Here is a 21,525-nt window from a genome sequence, read left to right on the forward strand (position 1 = left end):
TTATACATAAAAGCTACTCTTGCTTCAATTTCTATAGTTGCATCAGGATGGTTTTTGCTTATTTTTTTAAAAGCATTTAAGACTTCTTCACCGTCAAATTCTGCCTCTGCGTTATATAAACTAAACCAAAATCGACAATAAGAAGGAAGGGGCTTACTTTGATATAAGCTTAAATCTTCTACTTTTATTATTTCTTTTTCTCCGTTTACATATTCTGATTCTCTATCAAAACTTTCTTTATCTGTTTTGTAAAAATGTAAATTAAAACGGTACTTGTATTTTGTTCTGTAATCTTCCCACAACTTTACTGGAACTCCATTCCTTTTGATGTACTCTTGAGTTTCTTTAGAAACAGATGCATCATAGTAATAATCATAAAACTCTTGCTGTGTATGTTCACGAGGATTTCTATAGAATTCATTAACGCTTACAAAGGTTTCTACAGCCTGATAGTTTACAATTTCAGTCCTTTTATTTTGGCCTGTTAACCAGAGAATAACAGTTCCTCCGGGTGCTAGACCAATTGTTATTTTTTTATAAGTTATATGGGACCATGCCCCATTTAAGTCTTTATTCATATAACCTTCTTTAAACAATTGCTGTATTTTATCCTGAGTGGTTTTATTTATCGCAGTTTCAATTTTCCAAAACTTTTTTTCAGCATAACTTATCCAAGTTAAAGATAACTGTGTTGGCATTTCATTACCTCCAGAGAGTGCATCTCCATCATAACACCATCCATCTTGATTTAAACCTGTATTAATAAACGCAGCCATCATTTTTTTATCATTTCCTAAATAGCCTTTATGTATTTCTATAGGATAATTAAAAGGAGCGGTTACAGTTGCAGCCCAATTAAATTTTTCTTCTGTCTTCATGTTTCCTTTATTTGAATTATTACAGGATAAGAGCATTGTTATCCCTAAAGTAAATAGTTTATGTATTATTTTCATATTTTAAATTATCCGTTTACGACTCTTTTTCGTTGATTCCCTTCAAAATTAGGTTTATTAGGTTGTACTAATGTATTGGTAAAGCCTTCACCATAAATGGCATTCCAGTGCAGGTAATCATGACGTAATTTTTTTAGATCAGTGTTTAGTTTATCCTCTTCTTTTTTTCTTTCTTCTTCTTCTTCTTCTTTAATCGTCACAATTGGATCATCAGAATTGTTTGTATTTGTTCGCAGAGACACAGTTTCATAAATTAAAGGCTGACCATCATGAAAAGCATATTGTTCTAATCGAGCTTTTATTTTTTCTAAAAAAGAAATACTCGAGAATTTCGTATTCTTAAAATCATAAGCATCTGTTATTCCTTTTAAATAGATTGGTACTTCTTTATCTAAACAAAACTTAGCCATCAAGTGCAGTGGAATATAACTGTACTGATTGCTTATCGCTTCTCTGTTAGAGGATAGTACACGCGCAACACCATTTATAATAGTTCGCTGTGCATTATCCCAATGAATGGTTAATTCCTTTTTCTTAAACCAGCCTTCAGAAATAAGTCGTTCTTGTTCTTTTTCTAAATCGGGTCCCCAAGTTAAAGGACTTACCATTATTCTTCCGTTTACTTCACTTCTTCCTTCGACATAACTACCTCCTACATCACAATGTACTCCAGGTAAATAAAGTTCTATACCGCGATCTGTTTTTCCACCTCCTTTTTTTCCGGTAATGCACGAAATATCGACTAGATTAAAATTGGCACGATGTTCATCTGCTGCTACCATGTGTACAGTATATTTGGCTTTGCTTATAGAATTAAGACCTAAATCTTTCACATCATTCCATTGTACTAAACCGTGATGTGGTACTGTATCGTATAATCCGGCAAATCGTATAATTAGCTTATCAAAAGTAATTTTTTCTTCTGTTAGCATATAGCCTAATCTTCCATTAGTGGGAAGTTTTTCGCGGCTGTATTTTTCATTAACGTCATAACCATTGGCATCAGTACAATGAGCTATTCCTTCATTGTCGTATGAGGTTGATGCTATATAAGATTGTCTTGTTATTTCATGTACAAAACAACGGGCAGAGGCAGCACCACGGCTAAAACCAAAAACATCAACGGTAATAGTGCCCAATTCTTTTTGATTTGTTGCTTTTATTTTTTCTGACATCAATTCTATTGCTCTTTTTACCCGGTCTAGTATTCCTGCTTTTCCTTGTCCAAATCCAGTACCTTCTACTATATCGTCTGTTATATAATTTTCAAGAGGTAAAATTCCAGTTTCAGCATTTTTATCATTCTCATCATCCTTACCATCATTTAAGGTATTGGTACCCATTCCCTCTGTATAAATTTTGAATATAGGGTGTAATTTATTTTTATTGCTGTTTAAATAATTTTTATAAATAATAGCAGGATTGCTTAAATCATTTTCATAACTACTTTCGTCTGAGTATTTATAACGACTTTCTTTTACTTTTCCTACTTGTTTCTGACTCGATGCGTTAACTTTTAAATGTTCTTCCGGATCTTCAATGTAGTCTCGCTGTTGTTCATACGAAACTTTTGAGTGTCTTTTATTAATCTGATCATCTTCCCAGCTTTGTCTTGCAATACTGTTATACATATTATTTAATGTCCCATCAATAAAAACCCCAAAAGTAAAATCAATTTTCTTTTGTTCTTCCGGTGCATCTCCTTTTTCGGCTTCGCTCAACATCAAGGGGTTATTTCCTGATAATTCTCCCTGCATCAAAATTCCGTTTTTAGAAACTTTAAGTACAGAATCTAAATCAATTTTCTGATTCTCTATTTTATTATGATATACAATAGGATTAATAGATAATTTGCTTCCGCTATCAAAACTTCCTGCTCCCTGAAACTGCCAGGCTTGCTCTATAAATACAGGAAAAACACACTTTTGTACATTAGAGTTTGATATTTGTTCTTCTCCTTTGTCCGTAATTATGGCGTCTGTAACAGTTCCGGATGGTGGTTTTGTACTTTCATCATATTTATGCACACTTACAGGACGTGTAAACCTGGTTAATGGTTTTGGTTCAAGTTTTTGTACAGGATCACCGTCTGCATCGCTTGGTGTAGGCGTTAAATCTGCATTGGCAAGTTTTGTATCTCTTAATTGTATTTGAATATTTTCTCCATATAAAGCTTGTGTGTATATGTGCAGATATACGGTAGAGTCAAATGCGATTTCTTCGGTTATTAGTTTTCCTGTATAATCACGCCATTCGGCTGCAATAACTTTGGGTGTGCCTGTAGCACGAACAAACATGCCGTGAGGTGGTTTGCCTATTGGAGAATTTTCGTCAGTAAATATTTCGAGCCATGTCAGTCCGCCTCCTTCTAATAATTTAGGGAAGGTTATTTGTTTTTCATTTATAGTCGAAATTCCTAAAGAAAAAGAGTTATTGTGATTTAATTTAGCCGGATCTATACCTTTGTTTACTAACTGCCAAGCCCATTGTATTTTAGCACGCTCTGCAGTAACATTTTTCTCGTAAGCATCTTCGGCTTCGTTGTACTCATCAAATTTTCGCTTATAATCGTTTTTACTGCCCAGGGTCATATTATCATAAACTTCTTTCCTTACCGGAGTAAAAGACTTAGGTTTAGAATACATAGAATCCATATAGTTTTCTATATTGGCGATGGTAACCGTAAATGTTGCTGATTTAGAAAGTGTCAGACAATTTTTTGCGTTATCCCATTTTTGACCTTCAGGCAATGGCAATTTTGGTACAATATGTAAATCTTTACTCATTTGCAGTATTATTAATCATTAAAACAGCATCATCTAACTCGCTAAAATTTACTCCCGGAAGCAACTCATACAGTACTTCAGGCGAACTGCTTTTTGTGTTTTTCTCCGTTAGTTCTGCTTTTTGCCCGTGATCCTTAATTGTTATGCAATCTTTTCCTCCAATTGGGCAAGTGGCTTTACTGTCTTCGAGTAAAGGATTTCCTTTATTAGAGTAGGTTACTTTTTCATAAAAACCACTCCATTCCTGAATAACAATCTGGCATGGCAAAAAACTACTTCCGGAAGGCTGCATTTTGCAATTTCCAAACGTATTTTTTTGCATTGTCTGCCCAATTTCTTTGCTTGTTGCAACAAGTTTTTCTTTGCCTTCGCTGTCATTGGCATAATGCTTAGAATGTGTTTTTACTAATAACACATCGGTTTGTGGTTTTTCACTAAACTGACATTGACAGGTTGCTCCATGCACTACAAAATGTTTTTCGGCCATTGCTATACTTTTTTAAGGAGGGATTTATTTTTTTTTTTTGAAAACTGATTTTACTTTGTCTGCAAAACTCATTTTTTTATGCATAATGGGTTCTTCAGGAATATAGAACTGATTTTTTTCTTTTACAGATCCAAGTATTCTTTCTATTTTAGGATTTAATTCCTGTCGTTTTATTATCATCGCAGCGACATCAATAATATCTTCTTCATCTTTAGTTTGGTAAGATTGAAATATTCTTTTACTTTCTTTAAGTGCAGCGTCGTTCCAGGGTTTAAACGAACTATTTTCCGGGAAATGGTATATTTCTACCTGAATTTTTCGTTGTGTGTTTTCGTTAATTTTAGTTTCAAAAGTTCCTGTTACCGAAAAAATGCTGCGATCTTCTTTATATAATTTGTAATCAACATTCATCTTAGAATCTACTGTTTCAAATGTTTCTTCGCTTAAGTATTTCTTGGGAAAATTATAACCTTGCATTATTTCCTCTAAAGTTCTCTCATCAATGGCAAAACCAGCAGCGTTTATATTTATTTTATCATCATTATCATAATGATCTTTTATGGTGTGAACGGCTCCATATTCAATAAATTGATTTCCAAATACTGGAGATTCCCAAATAGATTTAAATCTTAATTTTGAAGTATATTCAGCATATAAGGGTTTAAAATACAAATGGAAAAACCAGTTTTGACAAATAGATTGCTTTAACAAATCGTCGTTTAATAAAACAGTTTCGATTTTATCAATAATTTTTGCAGTTGCTTCGCCTTTATAATATTTTATGATATTTTGTTTGACAGAAAGCCAGCGTTTTTTTGAAGAATTGCTGGTAAATACTTCTTCAATTTCTCCATTGTTTTTGATTTTTACACGAAGCGGGAAAATAGTTTGAGATGCTTTTTCAGCAATTTGCTCTATTTTTGAATTGGGAGTTTTATTGTTGATGTAAAATTGTTTTCTGTTGATTTCAAAAATGCAATTGCGACCCGAATTATCCGTTAAAAAATTGACTTCAACTTCATAATGAATTTGGTTTTTCAGGATATCATTTTCAAAAATTTCATAGCAAAAACCATACATCCTTTTTTGATTGGATGAACCAAAACTTAAACTAAAATTTTTATCAAAAGCAATCTTTTCCAAATCCATAGTTTTCATTTAAAATTCCATCTTCATTTTACTAATTCTACTTATTTAAGAAAATTACTAAAAAACCAAAAATAAAATTATTCTCAAGTACTCAAATATAGAAAAAATTCTTACAAAAACAAGAGTTATGAAAAACAAATAATAAGTCTAATAATCAGACGGTTGAATAAAAAAATGTAGTTAAACGTAAAAAATCCCGTTATTTTCATAACGGGATTTTTTAGTTTTTAAATTTTTGAAGATAGAATTACGATTCTTTCTCATTATCAATTTCGGCTTCTTCAGATTCCGAAACATAATTTAATTCTTCTTCTATTTTTTTGCGGTCTTTTTTATTCTGTTTTATCAAAATATAAACTAATAGTATAACACCAATAACTACCGCTGCGATTATAAACCAATTGATTGCCATAATTTTAATATTTAAGTTTATATAAGATTTTCAAAAATCTGTTCTCGTGTGCTTTTCTTTTATTTGGATAAAAAGTCACCAAACCACAAACCGGATTGTTTAATGGTTCTTTTCTGTGTTTCAAAATCAACGTGAATTAATCCGAATCTGGCGTTGTAACCTTCTGCCCATTCAAAATTATCAGTCAGACTCCAGACAAAATAGCCGTCAACATTATAACCGTCGTGTCTGGCTTTCAGTATTTGTTCTAAATGATCCTGTATATAATGTGTACGTTTTATATCGAATACTTTTCCGTTTGTAACGGTATCAGGAAAAGCAGCTCCGTTTTCGGTAATTATGATCTTCTTTATTCCTTTATAAGCATTAAACTTTTTAAGAATATGATACAGGGCAGGAGGGTAGACTTCCCAACCCATTTCGGTCGATATTACATTTCGTTTTTCAGCACTAATTAATTCTGCACCAATATAAGGAGTCAATAAAGATGCTTTTACAACTTCTCTCGTATAACATTGTAATCCGATAAAATCGAAATCAAAAGCCAAGTTATTGAGATCATCACCTAAAATATAATTATTCAGTTTTTTAAGAACCGGTAAATCAGCTTGTGGATAACCAAGTCCTAAAATAGGCTCTATAAAAGTTCTGTTTAGCAAAGTATCAACTCTGTTGGCAGCCTGAACATCAGCAGGTTTTTCTGAGAAAGATTCAATATGCGTACACGAAAAAGTAGTACCAATATTGGCATCTGTAACTTTATTTCTTAAAATTTTAGCTCCGGCAACCGTAGCCAACGTTACATGATGTATGGCTTTGATATAATTGGTAATTCCTTTTTTTCCAGGAGCATGAATTCCCAGGAAATAACCGGCTCCAGTAAAAACAGAAGGTTCATTAATCACCATCCAGTTTTTTACGCGATCACCAAAATGTTGCGCACAAACTTCGGTATAATCAGAAAACCAGGAAACAGACTCTCTATTCGTCCATCCGCCTTTTAATTCTAAGGCATGCGGTAAATCCCAATGATAAAGTGTAACCCACGGTTCTATATTACATTCAAGTAAAAAGTTGATTACCTTATTATAATAGTCAATTCCGGCCTGATTTACAGGATGAATTCCTGTTGGCATAATTCTGGACCAACTGATAGAAAATCTAAAATTAGGAATGTTTAATTGACGTATTAATGCAATATCATCTTTATAGGTATTGTAAAAATCGCAGGCATCTATGGCGTGGTGGCCATTTTTTATTTTGCCTTTTTGAGATGTAAAAACATCCCAGATAGAAGCGCCTTTGCCTTCGGCATTATGAGCGCCTTCAATTTGAAAAGCAGCAGTAGAAACTCCCCATAGGAAATCCTCTCCAAATTGCTCTCTATTTAGTAGTGAATGGTCAATTTTATTCATTTAAATGCTGCTTTCCTTTATTTGCCGAGTTTATTAATGAAGGAAAGAAGATTGCATAGCTCTTAGAAAAAGCCATTCTTTAAATGAGGTCAGGAATGTCAGGTTGAAGAATTTCATGGTATTTAGTTTTTATCAAATTAATAAAAAAGATATAAACTAATCGTAATGTAAAGGTTATGAAATAGTTAACGATTTATTTGGCTACAAATGAATATTTTAAATCTACGTTGTGTAAATAAGAAAAGTTTACTGGAGATTATTTATGGTATAATGAATGTATTTTTCAAGTTGATTTTAACATATAAATAAAAAACACACCAAAATAATAGATTAAAACTCGTTAATTAACATATTTGAAAGAAAAAAATTATTTTTTTTTGTTTTTTAACAAGTAAAATTGAATTTTATTTGTTTATTTACCTTCGATTTAAAATTCGGCGCCAAATTTAAATTCATTCTTTACTAAACGCTGTACTATAAGCGAAAATGTTACAGCTAAAGTCGAAAATTCTATCTCGACGTAAAAAAAAGTTAGATCAAATTAATAATAATTAAAAAATGAAAAGAATTTATTTTCTAGCTATGATATGCATAGCATTTGTTTCTTGTAATAATGATGATCAATCTACTGAATCTAATTCACTAGTAAAAGAAGAAGTAAAAGTGCTTGAATTTACATCTGAAGAAAAAATGGAGGAAAAAATAGATGAGATTACTGCGATGAAATCTGGAAACGAGAAAATTGCGATGGATAATTTCAATAAATCGGAAGCCTTAAAAGGATTTAATGTAAATATTAAAAAGACTAATGAATCAGATATTAAAAAACAAAATGAAGCAATCCTTAGTAGTTTAAAGGTTTATCATGGTCTAATACTATCCAGTATTTATGAATTAAGAAGACAATTAAACTTTACTAGTATTCAAAGTATAGCTGATGAAATAAATTCATTATCTGTAATTGATTTTGATAAATCTAAATCCTTAAAAGAAACGTATCAAAATTTGCTTAAAAAAGACCCTATAACTGGATTAGTTACTACTATTTTTGATGGAAGAACTTCAAATGTCTTAAATGTGAATGGTAAAGTTTTAATTAATGGTCAAAAATTAGACTATGCTCAATACTCTTCTATACCGAATGAAACAGGGAGATATATTGGTGATGAAGCTACAATTGGCGGAGAAGCGGTGAATCAAAACGGTTATGCAGCTTTCTACCATGCGGGAAGAGAAATACATAGAAACGATCTTGGAGTTAAATTCTTTAGATATTATACACAGTTAACTACTGTAGCTGTATTACAAGTATCACCTTATGTAGTGGCTACTCCTAGTACTTTCATTGTTGATCCAGTTTCAGCTGCCGGGTTTGCATTAAGTAATACGAATACAATTGGTGATTATGCTTTTACTCAACCCTTTATCTCAGGAAGCGGTGATTCATTTGTTAGGGATAGTGGAGGAAAGAAAAATAATGCATATGTACCTGTTGGCGGTAGACTTAAGGCTACTTTTACTTCTACTATAGGTGGAGTGTATAAAGAAATAAGCTGTGATTTTTCATATACAGAGCAATAATATTAGGTCAAACTACTTCGTAAAAAGTTATTTACGAAGTAGTTTGATTTTTATTCAAATTATACTAACAATTAAAATAATTAAAAAAATATTAATTTTTGGTCTTATTACATATTGAATTATTTTATACACATGAACAAACTAATAATAATACAAGCTTTTTATTATTTAAATATTATCGATGCTAATATTGATGTTGCTTTATCGCAAATTAATACAAATGACAAATTGCCATTAAATACGTTATTGAAAATTCGCCAAATATTTCAAATCAAAAATTCGCCATAACTTTTATTTATAGTTTTTAATATAAAATCCCGAATTATATTATTAAAAACAAATAAGTAATTGTAATATAAAGTCTATAAGGTGGTTAAGTATTATTTTTAATATCAAAAAAATAAAAAATACTAAAAAAAGGCCTCTATTTCAAATTAGTAAATACTGTTGATAATGCAATGTTTCAGGTTAAAATTATCTTAAAATAAAAATTATGTAAGAAAATCGAAAAATTGTAGAACATTCTTCAAGTTGTTTCCTGTTAATTTTGCTTGTATAATTAAATAAAAACAATTTAAACAGAAATCAAACCATGAAAAATTTAAACAAAATATTATTCGTATTAGCATTAGGCTTAGGTATGTTCGCAACTTCTTGTAGTAGTGATGACAATGAAGGAGAAACAATTGTTCCTATTGAAGGAAAATATAACCTTAGTAAACAAGGTATTATTGTAGACGGTAAAGAACAATTGGGTGATGCTCCGGCAAACCAACCAGGTTGTAATGGAGATTACTTAGATTTAAGAATAAGCAACGCTGCAGTTATTGGTGATTATCAAGGAACTAATTGTTCTTTAACAGAAACTACAGGAACTTATGCAAGATCTCATAATGACTTGACTATTTCTATTGGTGGTGTAAGTACAACATCTGATATCATGAATTTAACGAACAAAGAATTAAAATTAAAAGATAAAGCTACTGGTATTATCACTGTTTATACAAGATAATTAGATCAAAAGTAAATCTTTAATTCTTTGTGGATTAAAAGACAAAAACGGAAATAACTTTTAAGTTATTTCCGTTTTTTTTATGGATTTTATTTTTTTAGCCTTATTCAATTGGAAGGTAAATATCAAAAGTGGCACCTTTATCTTTTTCTCCTTTTGCGGTAATAATACCGTTATGGTTTTCTACAATTTTTTTAACAATGGCAAGTCCAATTCCTGTTCCGTTGTATTGTTCTCTTCCGTGCAAACGCTGAAATACTTCGAATATCTTAGTATTATATTGTTGATCAAAACCAATACCGTTGTCTGAAAGACTAATGTGGCAATATTTTTTTTCTGGAGATACTAATTCATTATCTATATTTTCACCTTTCTCTATTACGCTTTTAATTTTTATAACAGGCGAAACATCAGGTTTGGTGAATTTTAGCGAATTACTCACCAAGTTATATATCAATTGCCTGAATTGAAACGGAATAATATCTATTTCGCAGGTTTTAATGCTTTCTACTACCGCATTTTTTTGTTCGATTTCTTCTTTCAGATCTTCTTTTACTTCATCAATAATTTCAGAAAGATCTATTTTTTCAAATACTCTTTCGGCAGTACTGGTTCTGGAATAAGAAAGTAAATCATTGATTAAGGTTTGCATTCTTTGCGCCGCATTTTGCATTCTTTGAAATTTATCTTTTCCAATTTCAGATAAATTTTCAGATTCTCTTTCTATAATCTGTGTGGCAAAAGTCTGGATTTTCCGTAAAGGTTCCTGTAAATCATGGCTCGAAATATAAGCAAACGACTGAAGTTCCTTATTCATTTTTTCCAGATCAATGTTGTTTTGTTCTAATTCTTTTGTTCGCTCGGCAACTTGTTTTTCGAGTTCATGCGTAAAAGATTTTTCAGTTTGAATATCTGTAAAAGCACCAACCCATTTTATGATTTTATTGTCTTTGTCATAAACTGGCTCTCCAATAACTGAATGCCATCTGTAGAAACCATTTTTACTTCTAATACGAACATCGGTTTTGTACATTTTTCCGGTGACTAAACTATTACTCCATACTTTTATGTTTTCGTCATAATCATCAGGATGAATAATAGCTCTCCATTCTGCTTCACCAATTGGATGAACACCTGTAAAATCGAACCATTTTCCGGAGGCAAATAAAGCATTTCCTTTTTCATCAGTTTCCCAAATTAGTTGAGGAATACTTTCTGTCAGGGAACGGAATTTTTTCTCGCTTTCTTCTATTTTTTTTCTGGCTTCAACTTTTTCAGTAACATCAATAATTGTCATTTTTATTCCTGAAATAGTATTATCTGTCTCACGCATAGGAGCGTATTCAAAATCGATATAAAACTTATCCTGACCATTCTTGGTATTTATATAGAAAAATGATTCAGATTCAGAATGTACTTCTCCGGTTGCATAAACCTGATTTAGAAGTTTTGCATATTTTTGTTTGTTGAGTTCGGGAAATACCTCAAATAATTTTTTGCCCTGAACATTACTTTCTTCTTTTTGCCATATATTTTTCAAAAGTGCCACATTAGCCATTTCAATTTCCATATCAACGCCTCTTAGTATGGCTTTTGGTACCGGAGATTGCATAACAAGGTCTCTGAATCTTTTTTCGCTTTCTTCTAATATGTGCTGATGATTTTTTTCGGTTGTAATATCTCGAACGGTTCCTAATAATCTTTCAGGTTCGTTTTCGGGATTGTAAAAAACTTTTCCTTTTGCTTCGACCCAATGAATAGAAAGATCATCGCGAATTATTCTGGCTTCATAATGAATATATCCATCAATAATGGCATCTTTAAACGCTTTTTCGCGAATATGCAAATCATCAGGATGAACATGAGTAAGTAATTCCTGGTGCGTTAAATATCTGTCGTCTGTATATCCGGTAACAATTTCGAAATACCTTCTTGAATATTGTAAATCTTTTGTTTTTAGGGTTAATTCCCACGTACCAAGTCCGCTGGCTTCAACAATAATATTAAGTCTTTCCTCGTTTAATTCGATTTTTTTTCTGGCTTCTACTTTTTCAGTTACTTCGGTCACCGTAACAAGGATTCCTGAAATTTCTCCATTTTCCTCCTTTAGAGGATGGTAAAGAAAATCAAAATAGAATATTTCCAGCTTTCCACTTCTATTTAACGGAATTGGAACTTCATATCCATGATAAGGAATTCCTGTTTTTAAAACGTTGTCTAAAAGGGCACTAACCGATTCTTTGACCTCAGGTAAGGAATCAAATAAAGGTCTGTTGATAAAAGTACTTTCTTCTCTGCCTACTAATTTAAGATAAGCTTCATTAGCCATTTCTGCAACATGTTGTGGGCCACGCAAAATGGTAATTCCAACAGGCGCTTGTTTTACAGTATTACGAAAACGCTTATCAGCTTCTTCTATTTTTTTCTTTGCCAGATTTAAATCCGTTATATCTACTCCGGTATTCATTACTCCATAGATACTACCATTTACATCGTATAAAGGCGTTAAACTATAATTAAAATAATAAGTACCTAATTTTCCGTTTACGGTTAAATCTAATGGTGTATTTCGGGTATGAAAAGATTTTCCGGTTTCCAGAACAGTATTTATTTGCTCAAAAACCAATTGATTATCAAGTTCTGGTACAACATCTTTGAAAGATTTTCCTATTACATCATGACCTTTTCCCCAAACATTAATAATAGAATCATTGGCAAGTTCTACGATCATTTCTTTGCCAACATATACAGCAATAGGAAAAGGTGCATTTTCTACCAAAGCACGAACTTTATGTTCACTTTCTTCTATTTTAGAACGAGAAATTACTTGTTCAGTAACTTCAATTGCTATTGCGACAATGCCGGAAATACTACCGTCAGTTTCTCTAAGCGCTTCATAAACAAAATTAATATAAGTTTCTTCTACCTGTCCGTTTCTAATAAATCTGACAGGTTCTTCGTTACCAATAAATTTTTCACCGGTATTGTAAACATTATCAAGTAATGTCTCCAGATATTGATTTCTTGTTTCGGGAAGTGCATCAAAAATAGGTCTGTTATTTACATTTTCACCAGTCGTGCCCCACAATTGAAGCATTTGCTCATTGGCAATTTCTACAATATGATTTTCACCTCTAAAAACACACATGGCGATAGGCGCCTGCATAATATTGTTTAAAAATCGGGCATTGCTTTCTTTTAAGGCTTGAGCAGTTTTTTTGTTTTCGGTAGTTTCAATTACCGTAACCAAAATTCCGCCAACATCTCCGTTTTCTATTTTTATAGGACTGTATGAAAAATCAAAAAAACATTCTTCTACAAATCCATTTCGGTGTAATGGTACCATAAAATCAGGAAAACTAACCGCTTTTCCTTTCATAACGTCTGCAAACATAGGACCTATTGTGTCCCAAATTTCAGAAAATGTTTCTCTGGAACTAATTCCCAGAGCTTGCGGATGTTTGCTCAACCCAAGAATTGGGCGAAAGCCATCATTATAAATTTGAGTAAAATCATTACCCCAGGCAATATACATTCCAAATGGGTTATTCAGTATCATAGATACGATCGTACAAAGACTTTGTGGCCAGTTATCAGGATTGCCTAAAGATGTTTTGCTCCAATCTTTAGCGCGAATAAACTCGCCCATTTCTCCACCGTCAGCTAGAAAATAATGTTCATTATTTGTACTGCCCATTCAAATATATTTTTAGGGTTGAAGGATAAAATGTTCTTTGGCAGGTTGTTTAAAATTATTTCCTGCAGTTACTGCAAGGGCATTTTCAATCACCTTTTTTAATTTAGAAAAATCACCCGGTTTTCTGATATAATATATTGCACCTTTTTCATACATCTGATCAACAATAGTCATATCAAGAGAAGTAGAAAAAATGATAACAGGAAGATCTCTTAAATCAGCTGCTTGTTTAATTTCAGTCAAACACTCAACACCATTTTTTCGAGGCATATTCAAATCCAGAAAAAGAATATCAGGAAGATTATCAGATACATTATTTCTTAGAAAATCCATAAGTTCTACGCCATCATTAACCGTTGCAAGAGAGACAGGAAGTAGTAAATCATCAAGGGCTTCCCTAAAAAAAGCGCAATCATCTTCATCATCATCTGCAAGTAAAAGGTTGTATTTGTGGGTATTCATCTTATTGTAATAAATTTTAAAGAAAAAAATGAGCTATTTTAAATTTTAACTCAATTGTAAAGGACTTTTCGTACTGCTAATATAAAACTAATTTTATTAGTATTATTCAAGTGTATTTTAATAAGCCGGAATCTTCTGTTTCTTTACGGTTTTACGTATTAATTTGTATGAAAAATTATGCTAATAAACCTTCTTGTTTATTCTCTAAAGCTATTATTTATTCATTGCAATATAATCAGACGGCGACATAGTGAAATGCTTTTGAAAGTTTCTGCCAAAGCTAGTTTGCGATTTATAACCCACCATTTCGGCAATTTCATACATTTTATAGTTTTCATTCAAAAGCAATTCCGCAGCTCTTTTTAAGCGCACAAGATTGATTAATTCGTTCGGACTTAAATTCGAAATATCCTTAATTTTTCGGTATAAAGTAGATCGGCTCATATTCATGATTTCAGCCAGCGATTCTACACTTAAATCCTGGTCTGTAATATTTTTCAGGATTTCTTCATCGAGTTTTTTCAGGAATTTTTCGTCCGTTTTATTGTGCGCAATGCTTTTAATATGCGAAAGAGGAGAACTCGCATAATAATTCATAATCTGTTTTCGGTTTTCGATCAGATTATTCGCTGCAACCTTTAAGTAATCCATCGAAAATGGTTTTGCAATATATGCATCAGCACCAACTTCAAGACCGTCAATTTGAGATTTAAGCGAATTTTTTGCCGTTAATAAAATCACGGGAATATGACTTGTTTCGAGATTCGTTTTAATTCTTTTGCACAAAGTAATACCATCCATAACCGGCATCTGAACATCACTTATAATCAATTGAATATTTTCGTTATGAATAATTTTTAATGCATTTTCTCCATTATCAGCCTTCAGAACTGTATACGATGAACCTAATTCTGTTACAATAAAATTTAAAAGATCTTCATTGTCTTCAACCACCAAAACCTGCGTTTTTTCATGTTTAATTTCAATTTCAACCTTCTCTGTTTCTTTTGAGTTTTCTTCCTTTTCAGAATCAGTATAAAACATAAATTCTTCTTCCTGATGCAAAGGCACAACAAGTTCGAAAATGTTTAATTGAGAATCCGCAATCAACTGCAAACTTCCGTTATGCAATTGTGCCAGTGAATTTGCCAGCGAAAGCCCAATTCCTGTTCCGGATGTTGTATCCATATTATCAACCCTGAAAAAAGGCTCAAAAATTTTATCTTTCAATTGAAACGGAATCAGTTCGCCATCGTTTTTGACTATTAATGTCAATTTTTTTTCATCTCTGAAAAGCGTTATCGAAACCTTGTTTTTAGAATATTTTATGGCATTGCTAATTAAATTACTCAGGATTTTTTTGAAAGCCTCTTTATCAACAAAAGCAAAAATTTCTTTTTCGCCTAATTCCAGTTCAAATTCAATTCCTCTTTCTTCAATCAATTGACTGAATCTCAAGTATAAATTTCGAACCATCGAGGAAATATTAGCTTCAACAAAAGTCAGTTTTAGTCCGCCGATTTCTGATTTTCTAAAATCTAATAATTCATTCACCAATTTTAATAATCGGGAAGTATTTTTTTTCATTATAGAAAGATTCTGCGGCACTTCTGCAGATTGATGTTCCATCACCAAAAGTTTCTCCAAAGGTCCTTTTATAAGCGTTAGAGGTGTTCTTATTTCGTGTGCGACATTGGTAAAAAAGTCAATTTTAGCCTGATAAATTTCCTTTTCTTTTTCATCATTCAGATGTTTTATTTTTCGGTTATTTTTAACCTGTGTCAGGTTTTGCGAATAACGTATGATGTAATAAAACGAACCGCAAATCAATAAAAAATAGAAAAAATAAGCATAAGAACTTGCCCAGAATGGAGGTAATATGACAATTTTTAATTCAACCTCTTTACTCCAGACACCAAAACTATTTAACGATTTCACCTTAAAAACATAATCGCCAGGAGCCAGTTCTGTAAAAAAAACTTTGTTGTTGCGACCCAGATAAACCCAATCGTTATTTACAGTTTCGAGTTTATACCAATATTCTGTAAGTTCCGGCGCCGTATAATTTAAAGATGCAAACTCCAGATTAAACGACGATTGGTTGTTGTCGAGTTCCAGTTCATCAATATGCGAAATAGACTGTTTTATAGGCGAATCATTTTCGCTGGCACCAATATCTTTATTATTAATTTGAAGATTGGTAATAAAAATAGAAGGCGTGTATTTATTCTTAGTAAAATTCTTTGGATTAAAACTGATCATTCCGTTGAGGTTTCCAAAATACATATCGCCATTTGCATCCTTAAAAGCTGAGCTGTAATTAAACTGATCGCTCAATAAACCATTTGCAGTCGTATAAATTTTGATGTTTTTATGATCTGAACCAAATTTCACCAAACCTTTAGAAGTCGTAAGCCATAAATTTTTGGCATCATCTTCTAAAATAGAATAAAATACATTACTCGGAAATCCGTTTTTGGTCGTGAATTTTTTAAAAGTTCTTGTTTTCTTATCAAACAAATTCAAACCGTTTTCAGTAGCAAACCATAAATTTTTGCTGCTGTCTTCAAAAATAGTATTGATCGAATTGTTGCTAATGCCATTTGGATTTTTGTAGTCATAAATAAAAACCTCTTTTTTTCTGGTTTTTGGGTTATAAAAAAACAATCCGTCCCTATAACTTCCAGCCCAGTAATTTCCGTCAATATCTTCCTTAAAGTTTGTGTAATGAGCCGTTTCCGGAAATATTTTCAGGATGTCAAAATTATCTTTTTGTTCATTATAACTATAAATTCCAGAAGTTGTAATAACCAGAAGCTCTTTCTTTTTTGTTTCATAAAAAGAAAAAATAAAATTACTGTGTAAACCTGTCGAAGGATCATTAGCACTATAATGTCTGATAACCGCGCCCGATTTTCGATCTAAAACATCCAGACCATGCTCAAAAGTTCCCACCCAAATTTTGTCTTTTCGAGGCAATAAAGCATGAATATTGTAATATGAAACGCCGCTTTTGCTTCCGTTGGGCAAATACGAAGTAAATTTTCCCGTTTTCGGATTAAATCGATTCAAACCTGCATCTTCAGTTCCAATCCAGAAATCACCCGAAACATCTTTATGTATTTCCCTTACAGCGCTTCCGCTAATCGAATTCTGATTGTTTTGCGGAAAATATTTCTTGAATTGCGTGTATTGTTTCTGATGATAATTGATGCCGCCAAAATAAGTTCCAATCCAGATCCCGTTTTCCTTATCAATAGTAATAGAATAAGCCGCATTATCTGAAATCGCATACGGATCGTTGTAATTTTTTTTAAGATTGATGGTGTTTTTCGTTTTCAGATTATAAACATAAACGCCGGATTCACTTGCAATCCAAAGTTCTTCATTTCCTTTTTTCTTAAACTGTCGGACAAAAACCGGTTCTTTAATATTGAATTTTAACTCAGATGTAGTTTTGTCTTTTCGATTATAAAGCAAAACACCATGATCCTGAGTTCCTATCAAAATATTGTTTTGATCTAAAGCATAAATAATAGTAATTCTAAAATTTGTTTTATCAGAAGGCGGATTCAAAACAATATTTTCAAACGAAAGGCTTTCTTCAGAATAGTGGTAGATTTTATTTAAGGATGAAGCCCAGATTTCACCTTTAGAATCTCTGGTAATCGAAGTTGCAATAAAGTATTTGTTCGGATTAAATGTTTTGGTTTCTTTTTTTGCAGGCGTGTATTTATATAAAATGTTTCCTGAAATAAACCAGATATTTCCATTTTTATCATGATTAATATCGTTTATCCTGTCATTTATAGCTTCGTTTAAAACAACAAACTGATCTGTTTTTTTATTATACAGATATAAACCCTTATCAGTTCCTACCCAAATAGTTCCCTGATAGGCGTGCAGCGACTGAATATAATTACTTCCCAGACTGTGTACAGGATCGTTTTGGCTTCTGTAGGTTTTAAAACGATAGCCGTCGAATCTGTTTAAACCATCCTTAGTTCCAAACCACATAAAACCATCTTCATCCTGAATTGAAGTAATAACCGTGTTGTTAGAAAGACCTTCTTCAACCTGAAAATGTTTAAAATAATATTCCTGAGCGTGAATAAAATTTATTGAAAAAACTATAAAAAATATAAAAAGAAAGAATTTACGCATTGTTCTGAATTTTTGTATAAAAAAGATGTTCTTCAAATCGTCTCAATCTTATTCCAAATGTTGCAAGAAATTTATTTTTATTCCAAAATGATACAATTTGAATCATTTGAGATAGATTTTGACACAAATCAATCATTTTATTTTGAATAAAAATCATCTACTTTGGATTTTCAAATAAATCATATTGATAATTTTTAGCACTAAAAAATACACTATCAATAAAATAAAGTTTGAAAAAATAAATCATGTTTAATTTACTAGACAAAATGACCTCATTATTATTAATGAGCAATATAGATTTTTTTTCGTTCATAGAGAATGATTAAAATTTATAATGCAATTTTAAAAAACCAACCAAAAAAAATGAAACTATCTAAAATGAAAAATCAATGAAAACAAAGCTCACACAGATTTTAAAGCAGAGATATTACCTCTTGTTTTTCTTTAGTTTATTATTACAACAAACGTATGCCCAACAACAAATTACCATAACGGGAAAAGTAGCTTCTGCAACAGGAGAACCAATACCGTTTGCAAATGTTGTGATCAAAAACACAAAAAGTGGCGCCGTTACTGATTTCGACGGAAGATATAAAATTGTGGCGGCTTCAAACCAGACTTTGGTTTTTAGCTCACAAGGATATAAAACAGCAGAAATCGAAATTAACAACAAAACTACAATCGATGTTTCTTTAACAGAAGATGCAACAAAACTCGATGAAATTGTTGTTGTAGGTTACGGTTCTCAACAGAAAAAAGACCTTACAGGAGCAGTTTCTCTGGTAAAAGCCGGTGAAATTCAAAAACGTCAGGTGACTACAGTCGCAGACGGATTGCAGGGATTGGTTACCGGAGTAAAAGTTCGTGGCGGAGGAAGACCGGGACAAGAAGCTAATATCGAAATTCGTGGATTAAAAAATCTTCAAAGTGCAAATCCGTTATATGTAATTGATGGTTTAATTACAACGGCAAACAGAGATTTTAACCCAAATGATATCGAAAGTATCCAGGTTTTAAAAGATGCATCGGCGGCAGCAATTTACGGTTCGCGAGCGGCAAATGGTGTAATCATTATCACGACCAAAAAAGGTAAAAAAGGACCGTTACAAGTTGAAGTTTCAGCAAAAACGAGTTTTACAACCATGCCAAGATATGATTTAATGGGAACCGAAGAATTCGCAAAATTCAATAATCAGGCGTATGATAATGCTGGGTTTGCGAGACAAAACTTAAATATGGCTGTAAATACAGACTGGCAGGATGCAACTTTTCAAACCGGAATGATGCAGGATTATAATGCCAGTTTTTCCGGTGGAAATGAAAACTCGACTTTTTTTATGTCTGGAAATTATTTTGGAAATGAAGGTACCGTTATTGGAACTGATTTTGACAGAATTTCATTTCGTGTAAATTCAAGCGGTTCAAAAGGAATTTTCAGTATTGGAGAAAACTTAGCAGTAAGTAATTCTAAAACAGATGAAATGTCTGGAAACCCAATTATTGATGTGTACAGAATGACACCAACAATTCCGCTTTACGATCCTTCTAACCCAGGCGGTTATGGTTATGGAAAACAAGGTGTTGCCGATACTTTTGGTACAAACCCTTTGGCAATTGCTGATTTTGCAAATACTATAAATCAAAACTTCAGAATTAGAGGAAATATCTGGTCAGAATTAAAATTTGTTCCATGGTTGAAATACCGTTTCAATTTTGGATACGAAACTAGTTTTGATTCTTATAAATTCATGAGAAAAAAAGGAAGCTGGACATTAAACCAACCGCAAGATCCATCTCAGACAGATCAGAATAAAGGAAGATCTGAAGCGATGTTATTTGAAAATACGCTGACTTTCAAAAAAGAATTTGGCAAACATGATTTAACTATTTTATTAGGTCAGACATTCCAAAAAGATACTTATGATCAAATTTACGGAACGAAGAGAAATCTTCCAATGAATTCAGGAACAGGCCAATATTATGAAGTTTTAAATCAGGGAGATTCACCAGTAGTTGGCGGTTTCATAAACGAAGCAGCTTTAACATCCTATTTAGGAAGGTTAGAATACAATTATGATAATCGTTATTTATTTAATGCTGTTATCAGACGTGATGGTTCTTCTAAATTCAGCGATGGCAATAAATGGGGTAATTTCCCGTCACTTTCTGCCGGATGGAGAATAAGCAACGAATCATTTTTTAAATCAGAATTTATTAAAGATTTAAAATTAAGAGCGAGTTATGGAGAATTAGGTTCTGGAAATATCAAAGAATATGAATCGAAAAGCTTCATTAATAACTTTGGACAGATTGTATTAGGTAATGATCAAAATTTATATCCTTCTGCAGCTCAGGTAAAATTATCAAACTCACAATTGCGTTGGGAAAAATTAAAACAAACCAATATAGGATTAGATTTAGGAGTTTTAAATAATGATTTGCGTTTAACAGCCGATTATTTTATTGCCCGCACAGAAGATGTATTGTTTGGTTTCCCAATTTTACTGACTACAGGTAATGATGGAGGAAATCCAATTTCTAACGCTGCAACTGTCGAAAATAAAGGTTTTGAATTAGAATTGGCTTACAGCAAAAAAATCGATGAATTCTCGTTTAATGCTTCTGTAAACTTCACAAAAGTAAATAACAAACTGGTTTCTTTAGGTAACGGTCAAAATGAAAATATTGTTGGAAACACAATGACCCGCAGCGGACAACCGGTAGGAATGTGGTACGTTCTGCAAACAGATGGATTATTTCAATCTCAGGATGAAATTCAAAACTACAAAAACGCAGCAGGAAAAGTTATTATGCCAAATGCCGTTCCCGGAGATATTCGTTTTAAAGATGTTAACGGTGACGGACAAATTACTAACGAAGACAAAGCTGTTGTAGGAAGTCCATGGCCGGAATTTGAAATGGGATTAAACGCCGGAGCAGAATACAAAGGTTTTGATTTTTCTATGAACTGGATTGCTTCACACGGGGCTACTGTTTACAATGGATTTAGAAGTGTTGTTGATCGTTTTGATGACAACAGTAATTACAGAACTGGTATTCAGCCCTGGACACCGGAAAATCCAAATACTGATTTTCCTAGAATTACAAAAGGTTCAACCTTAAACTCAAGAGGAGACAGTGATCGTTTCTTGGAAAGCGGAGATTTTATCAGACTAAAATACATAGGATTTGGATATAATTTGCCAGAAAGTGTTTTAGCAAAATCAGGAATCACCAGAGCAAGATTAACATTGTCTGCACAAAATGTTATTACAATTACTAAATATAAAGGTTTAGATCCTGAGTTCAGTAATACTGGCGATAATAAAATTTTTGAAAGAGGTGTAGATAATGGTGCATTCCCAAATCTTAAGACTTATTCTTTTGGTGTAGAGTTTAGCTTTTAA

13 protein-coding genes are annotated in these 21,525 nt (G+C 32.3%); 4 read left to right on the forward strand and 9 right to left on the reverse strand.

The window, feature by feature from the left end:
* The 6 genes from GKZ86_RS22270 to GKZ86_RS22295 all read right to left on the reverse strand — a co-directional run.
* Nucleotides 1-878, reverse strand: an 878-nt coding sequence (locus tag GKZ86_RS22270) for a DUF2931 family protein (RefSeq protein WP_230328256.1), incomplete at its 3' end; no start/stop codon positions are given.
* Nucleotides 879-961: 83 nt separating this feature from the next.
* A complete protein-coding gene (locus tag GKZ86_RS22275; RefSeq protein ID WP_154785246.1) occupies nt 962-3,739 on the reverse strand; it encodes a DUF2235 domain-containing protein in 2,778 nt (925 codons plus the stop codon).
* Nucleotides 3,732-4,226, reverse strand: coding sequence for a DUF4280 domain-containing protein (locus tag GKZ86_RS22280; protein WP_154785247.1), 495 nt, complete (start codon nt 4,224-4,226; stop codon nt 3,732-3,734). Before GKZ86_RS22280 ends, GKZ86_RS22275 begins: the two co-directional genes overlap by 8 nt.
* Before the next feature lie 24 nt (nt 4,227-4,250).
* Nucleotides 4,251-5,375 (reverse strand): hypothetical protein, encoded by a 1,125-nt coding sequence (locus tag GKZ86_RS22285; protein WP_154785248.1) that lies wholly within the window; start codon nt 5,373-5,375, stop codon nt 4,251-4,253.
* A gap of 247 nt (nt 5,376-5,622) precedes the next feature.
* Complete coding sequence (locus GKZ86_RS22290) at nt 5,623-5,787, reverse strand: hypothetical protein (protein ID WP_154785249.1); 165 nt, start codon at nt 5,785-5,787, stop codon at nt 5,623-5,625.
* 59 nt (nt 5,788-5,846) lie between these two features.
* Nucleotides 5,847-7,202: a GH1 family beta-glucosidase gene (locus GKZ86_RS22295; RefSeq protein ID WP_154785250.1), complete on the reverse strand. Its 1,356-nt coding sequence runs from the start codon at nt 7,200-7,202 to the stop codon at nt 5,847-5,849.
* Nucleotides 7,203-7,760: 558 nt separating this feature from the next.
* On the opposite strand from GKZ86_RS22295, the gene GKZ86_RS22300 reads away from it, so the two are divergent.
* The 3 genes from GKZ86_RS22300 to GKZ86_RS22310 all read left to right on the forward strand — a co-directional run bounded on the left by GKZ86_RS22300 (nt 7,761) and on the right by GKZ86_RS22310 (nt 9,795).
* Complete coding sequence (locus GKZ86_RS22300; RefSeq protein ID WP_154785251.1) at nt 7,761-8,783, forward strand: hypothetical protein; 1,023 nt, start codon at nt 7,761-7,763, stop codon at nt 8,781-8,783.
* A 132-nt stretch (nt 8,784-8,915) separates the two neighbouring features.
* Entirely contained in the window at nt 8,916-9,071 is a 156-nt protein-coding gene (locus GKZ86_RS22305; RefSeq protein ID WP_154785252.1) for a hypothetical protein, read from the forward strand.
* Between the two features lie 304 nt (nt 9,072-9,375).
* The gene (locus GKZ86_RS22310; RefSeq protein WP_154785253.1) at nt 9,376-9,795 is read left to right on the forward strand and encodes a lipocalin family protein; all 420 of its coding nucleotides are present in this window, start codon (nt 9,376-9,378) and stop codon (nt 9,793-9,795) included.
* A 103-nt stretch (nt 9,796-9,898) separates the two neighbouring features.
* Here GKZ86_RS22310 and GKZ86_RS22315 read toward each other — a convergent pair whose 3' ends face one another.
* From GKZ86_RS22315 to GKZ86_RS22325, 3 genes are all read right to left on the reverse strand, one after another.
* Entirely contained in the window at nt 9,899-13,492 is a 3,594-nt protein-coding gene (locus tag GKZ86_RS22315; protein WP_154785254.1) for a PAS domain S-box protein, read from the reverse strand.
* Between the two features lie 12 nt (nt 13,493-13,504).
* Nucleotides 13,505-13,954: a response regulator gene (locus GKZ86_RS22320; RefSeq protein WP_154785255.1), complete on the reverse strand. Its 450-nt coding sequence runs from the start codon at nt 13,952-13,954 to the stop codon at nt 13,505-13,507.
* A gap of 213 nt (nt 13,955-14,167) precedes the next feature.
* Complete coding sequence (locus GKZ86_RS22325; RefSeq protein ID WP_154785256.1) at nt 14,168-18,118, reverse strand: two-component regulator propeller domain-containing protein; 3,951 nt, start codon at nt 18,116-18,118, stop codon at nt 14,168-14,170.
* A gap of 389 nt (nt 18,119-18,507) precedes the next feature.
* Here GKZ86_RS22325 and GKZ86_RS22330 point away from each other — a divergent pair, with 389 nt between their 5' ends.
* A complete protein-coding gene (locus GKZ86_RS22330; protein WP_154785257.1) occupies nt 18,508-21,525 on the forward strand; it encodes a TonB-dependent receptor in 3,018 nt (1,005 codons plus the stop codon).

The organism is Flavobacterium sp. LC2016-13 (assembly GCF_009707955.1).
GTDB lineage: Bacteria > Bacteroidota > Bacteroidia > Flavobacteriales > Flavobacteriaceae > Flavobacterium.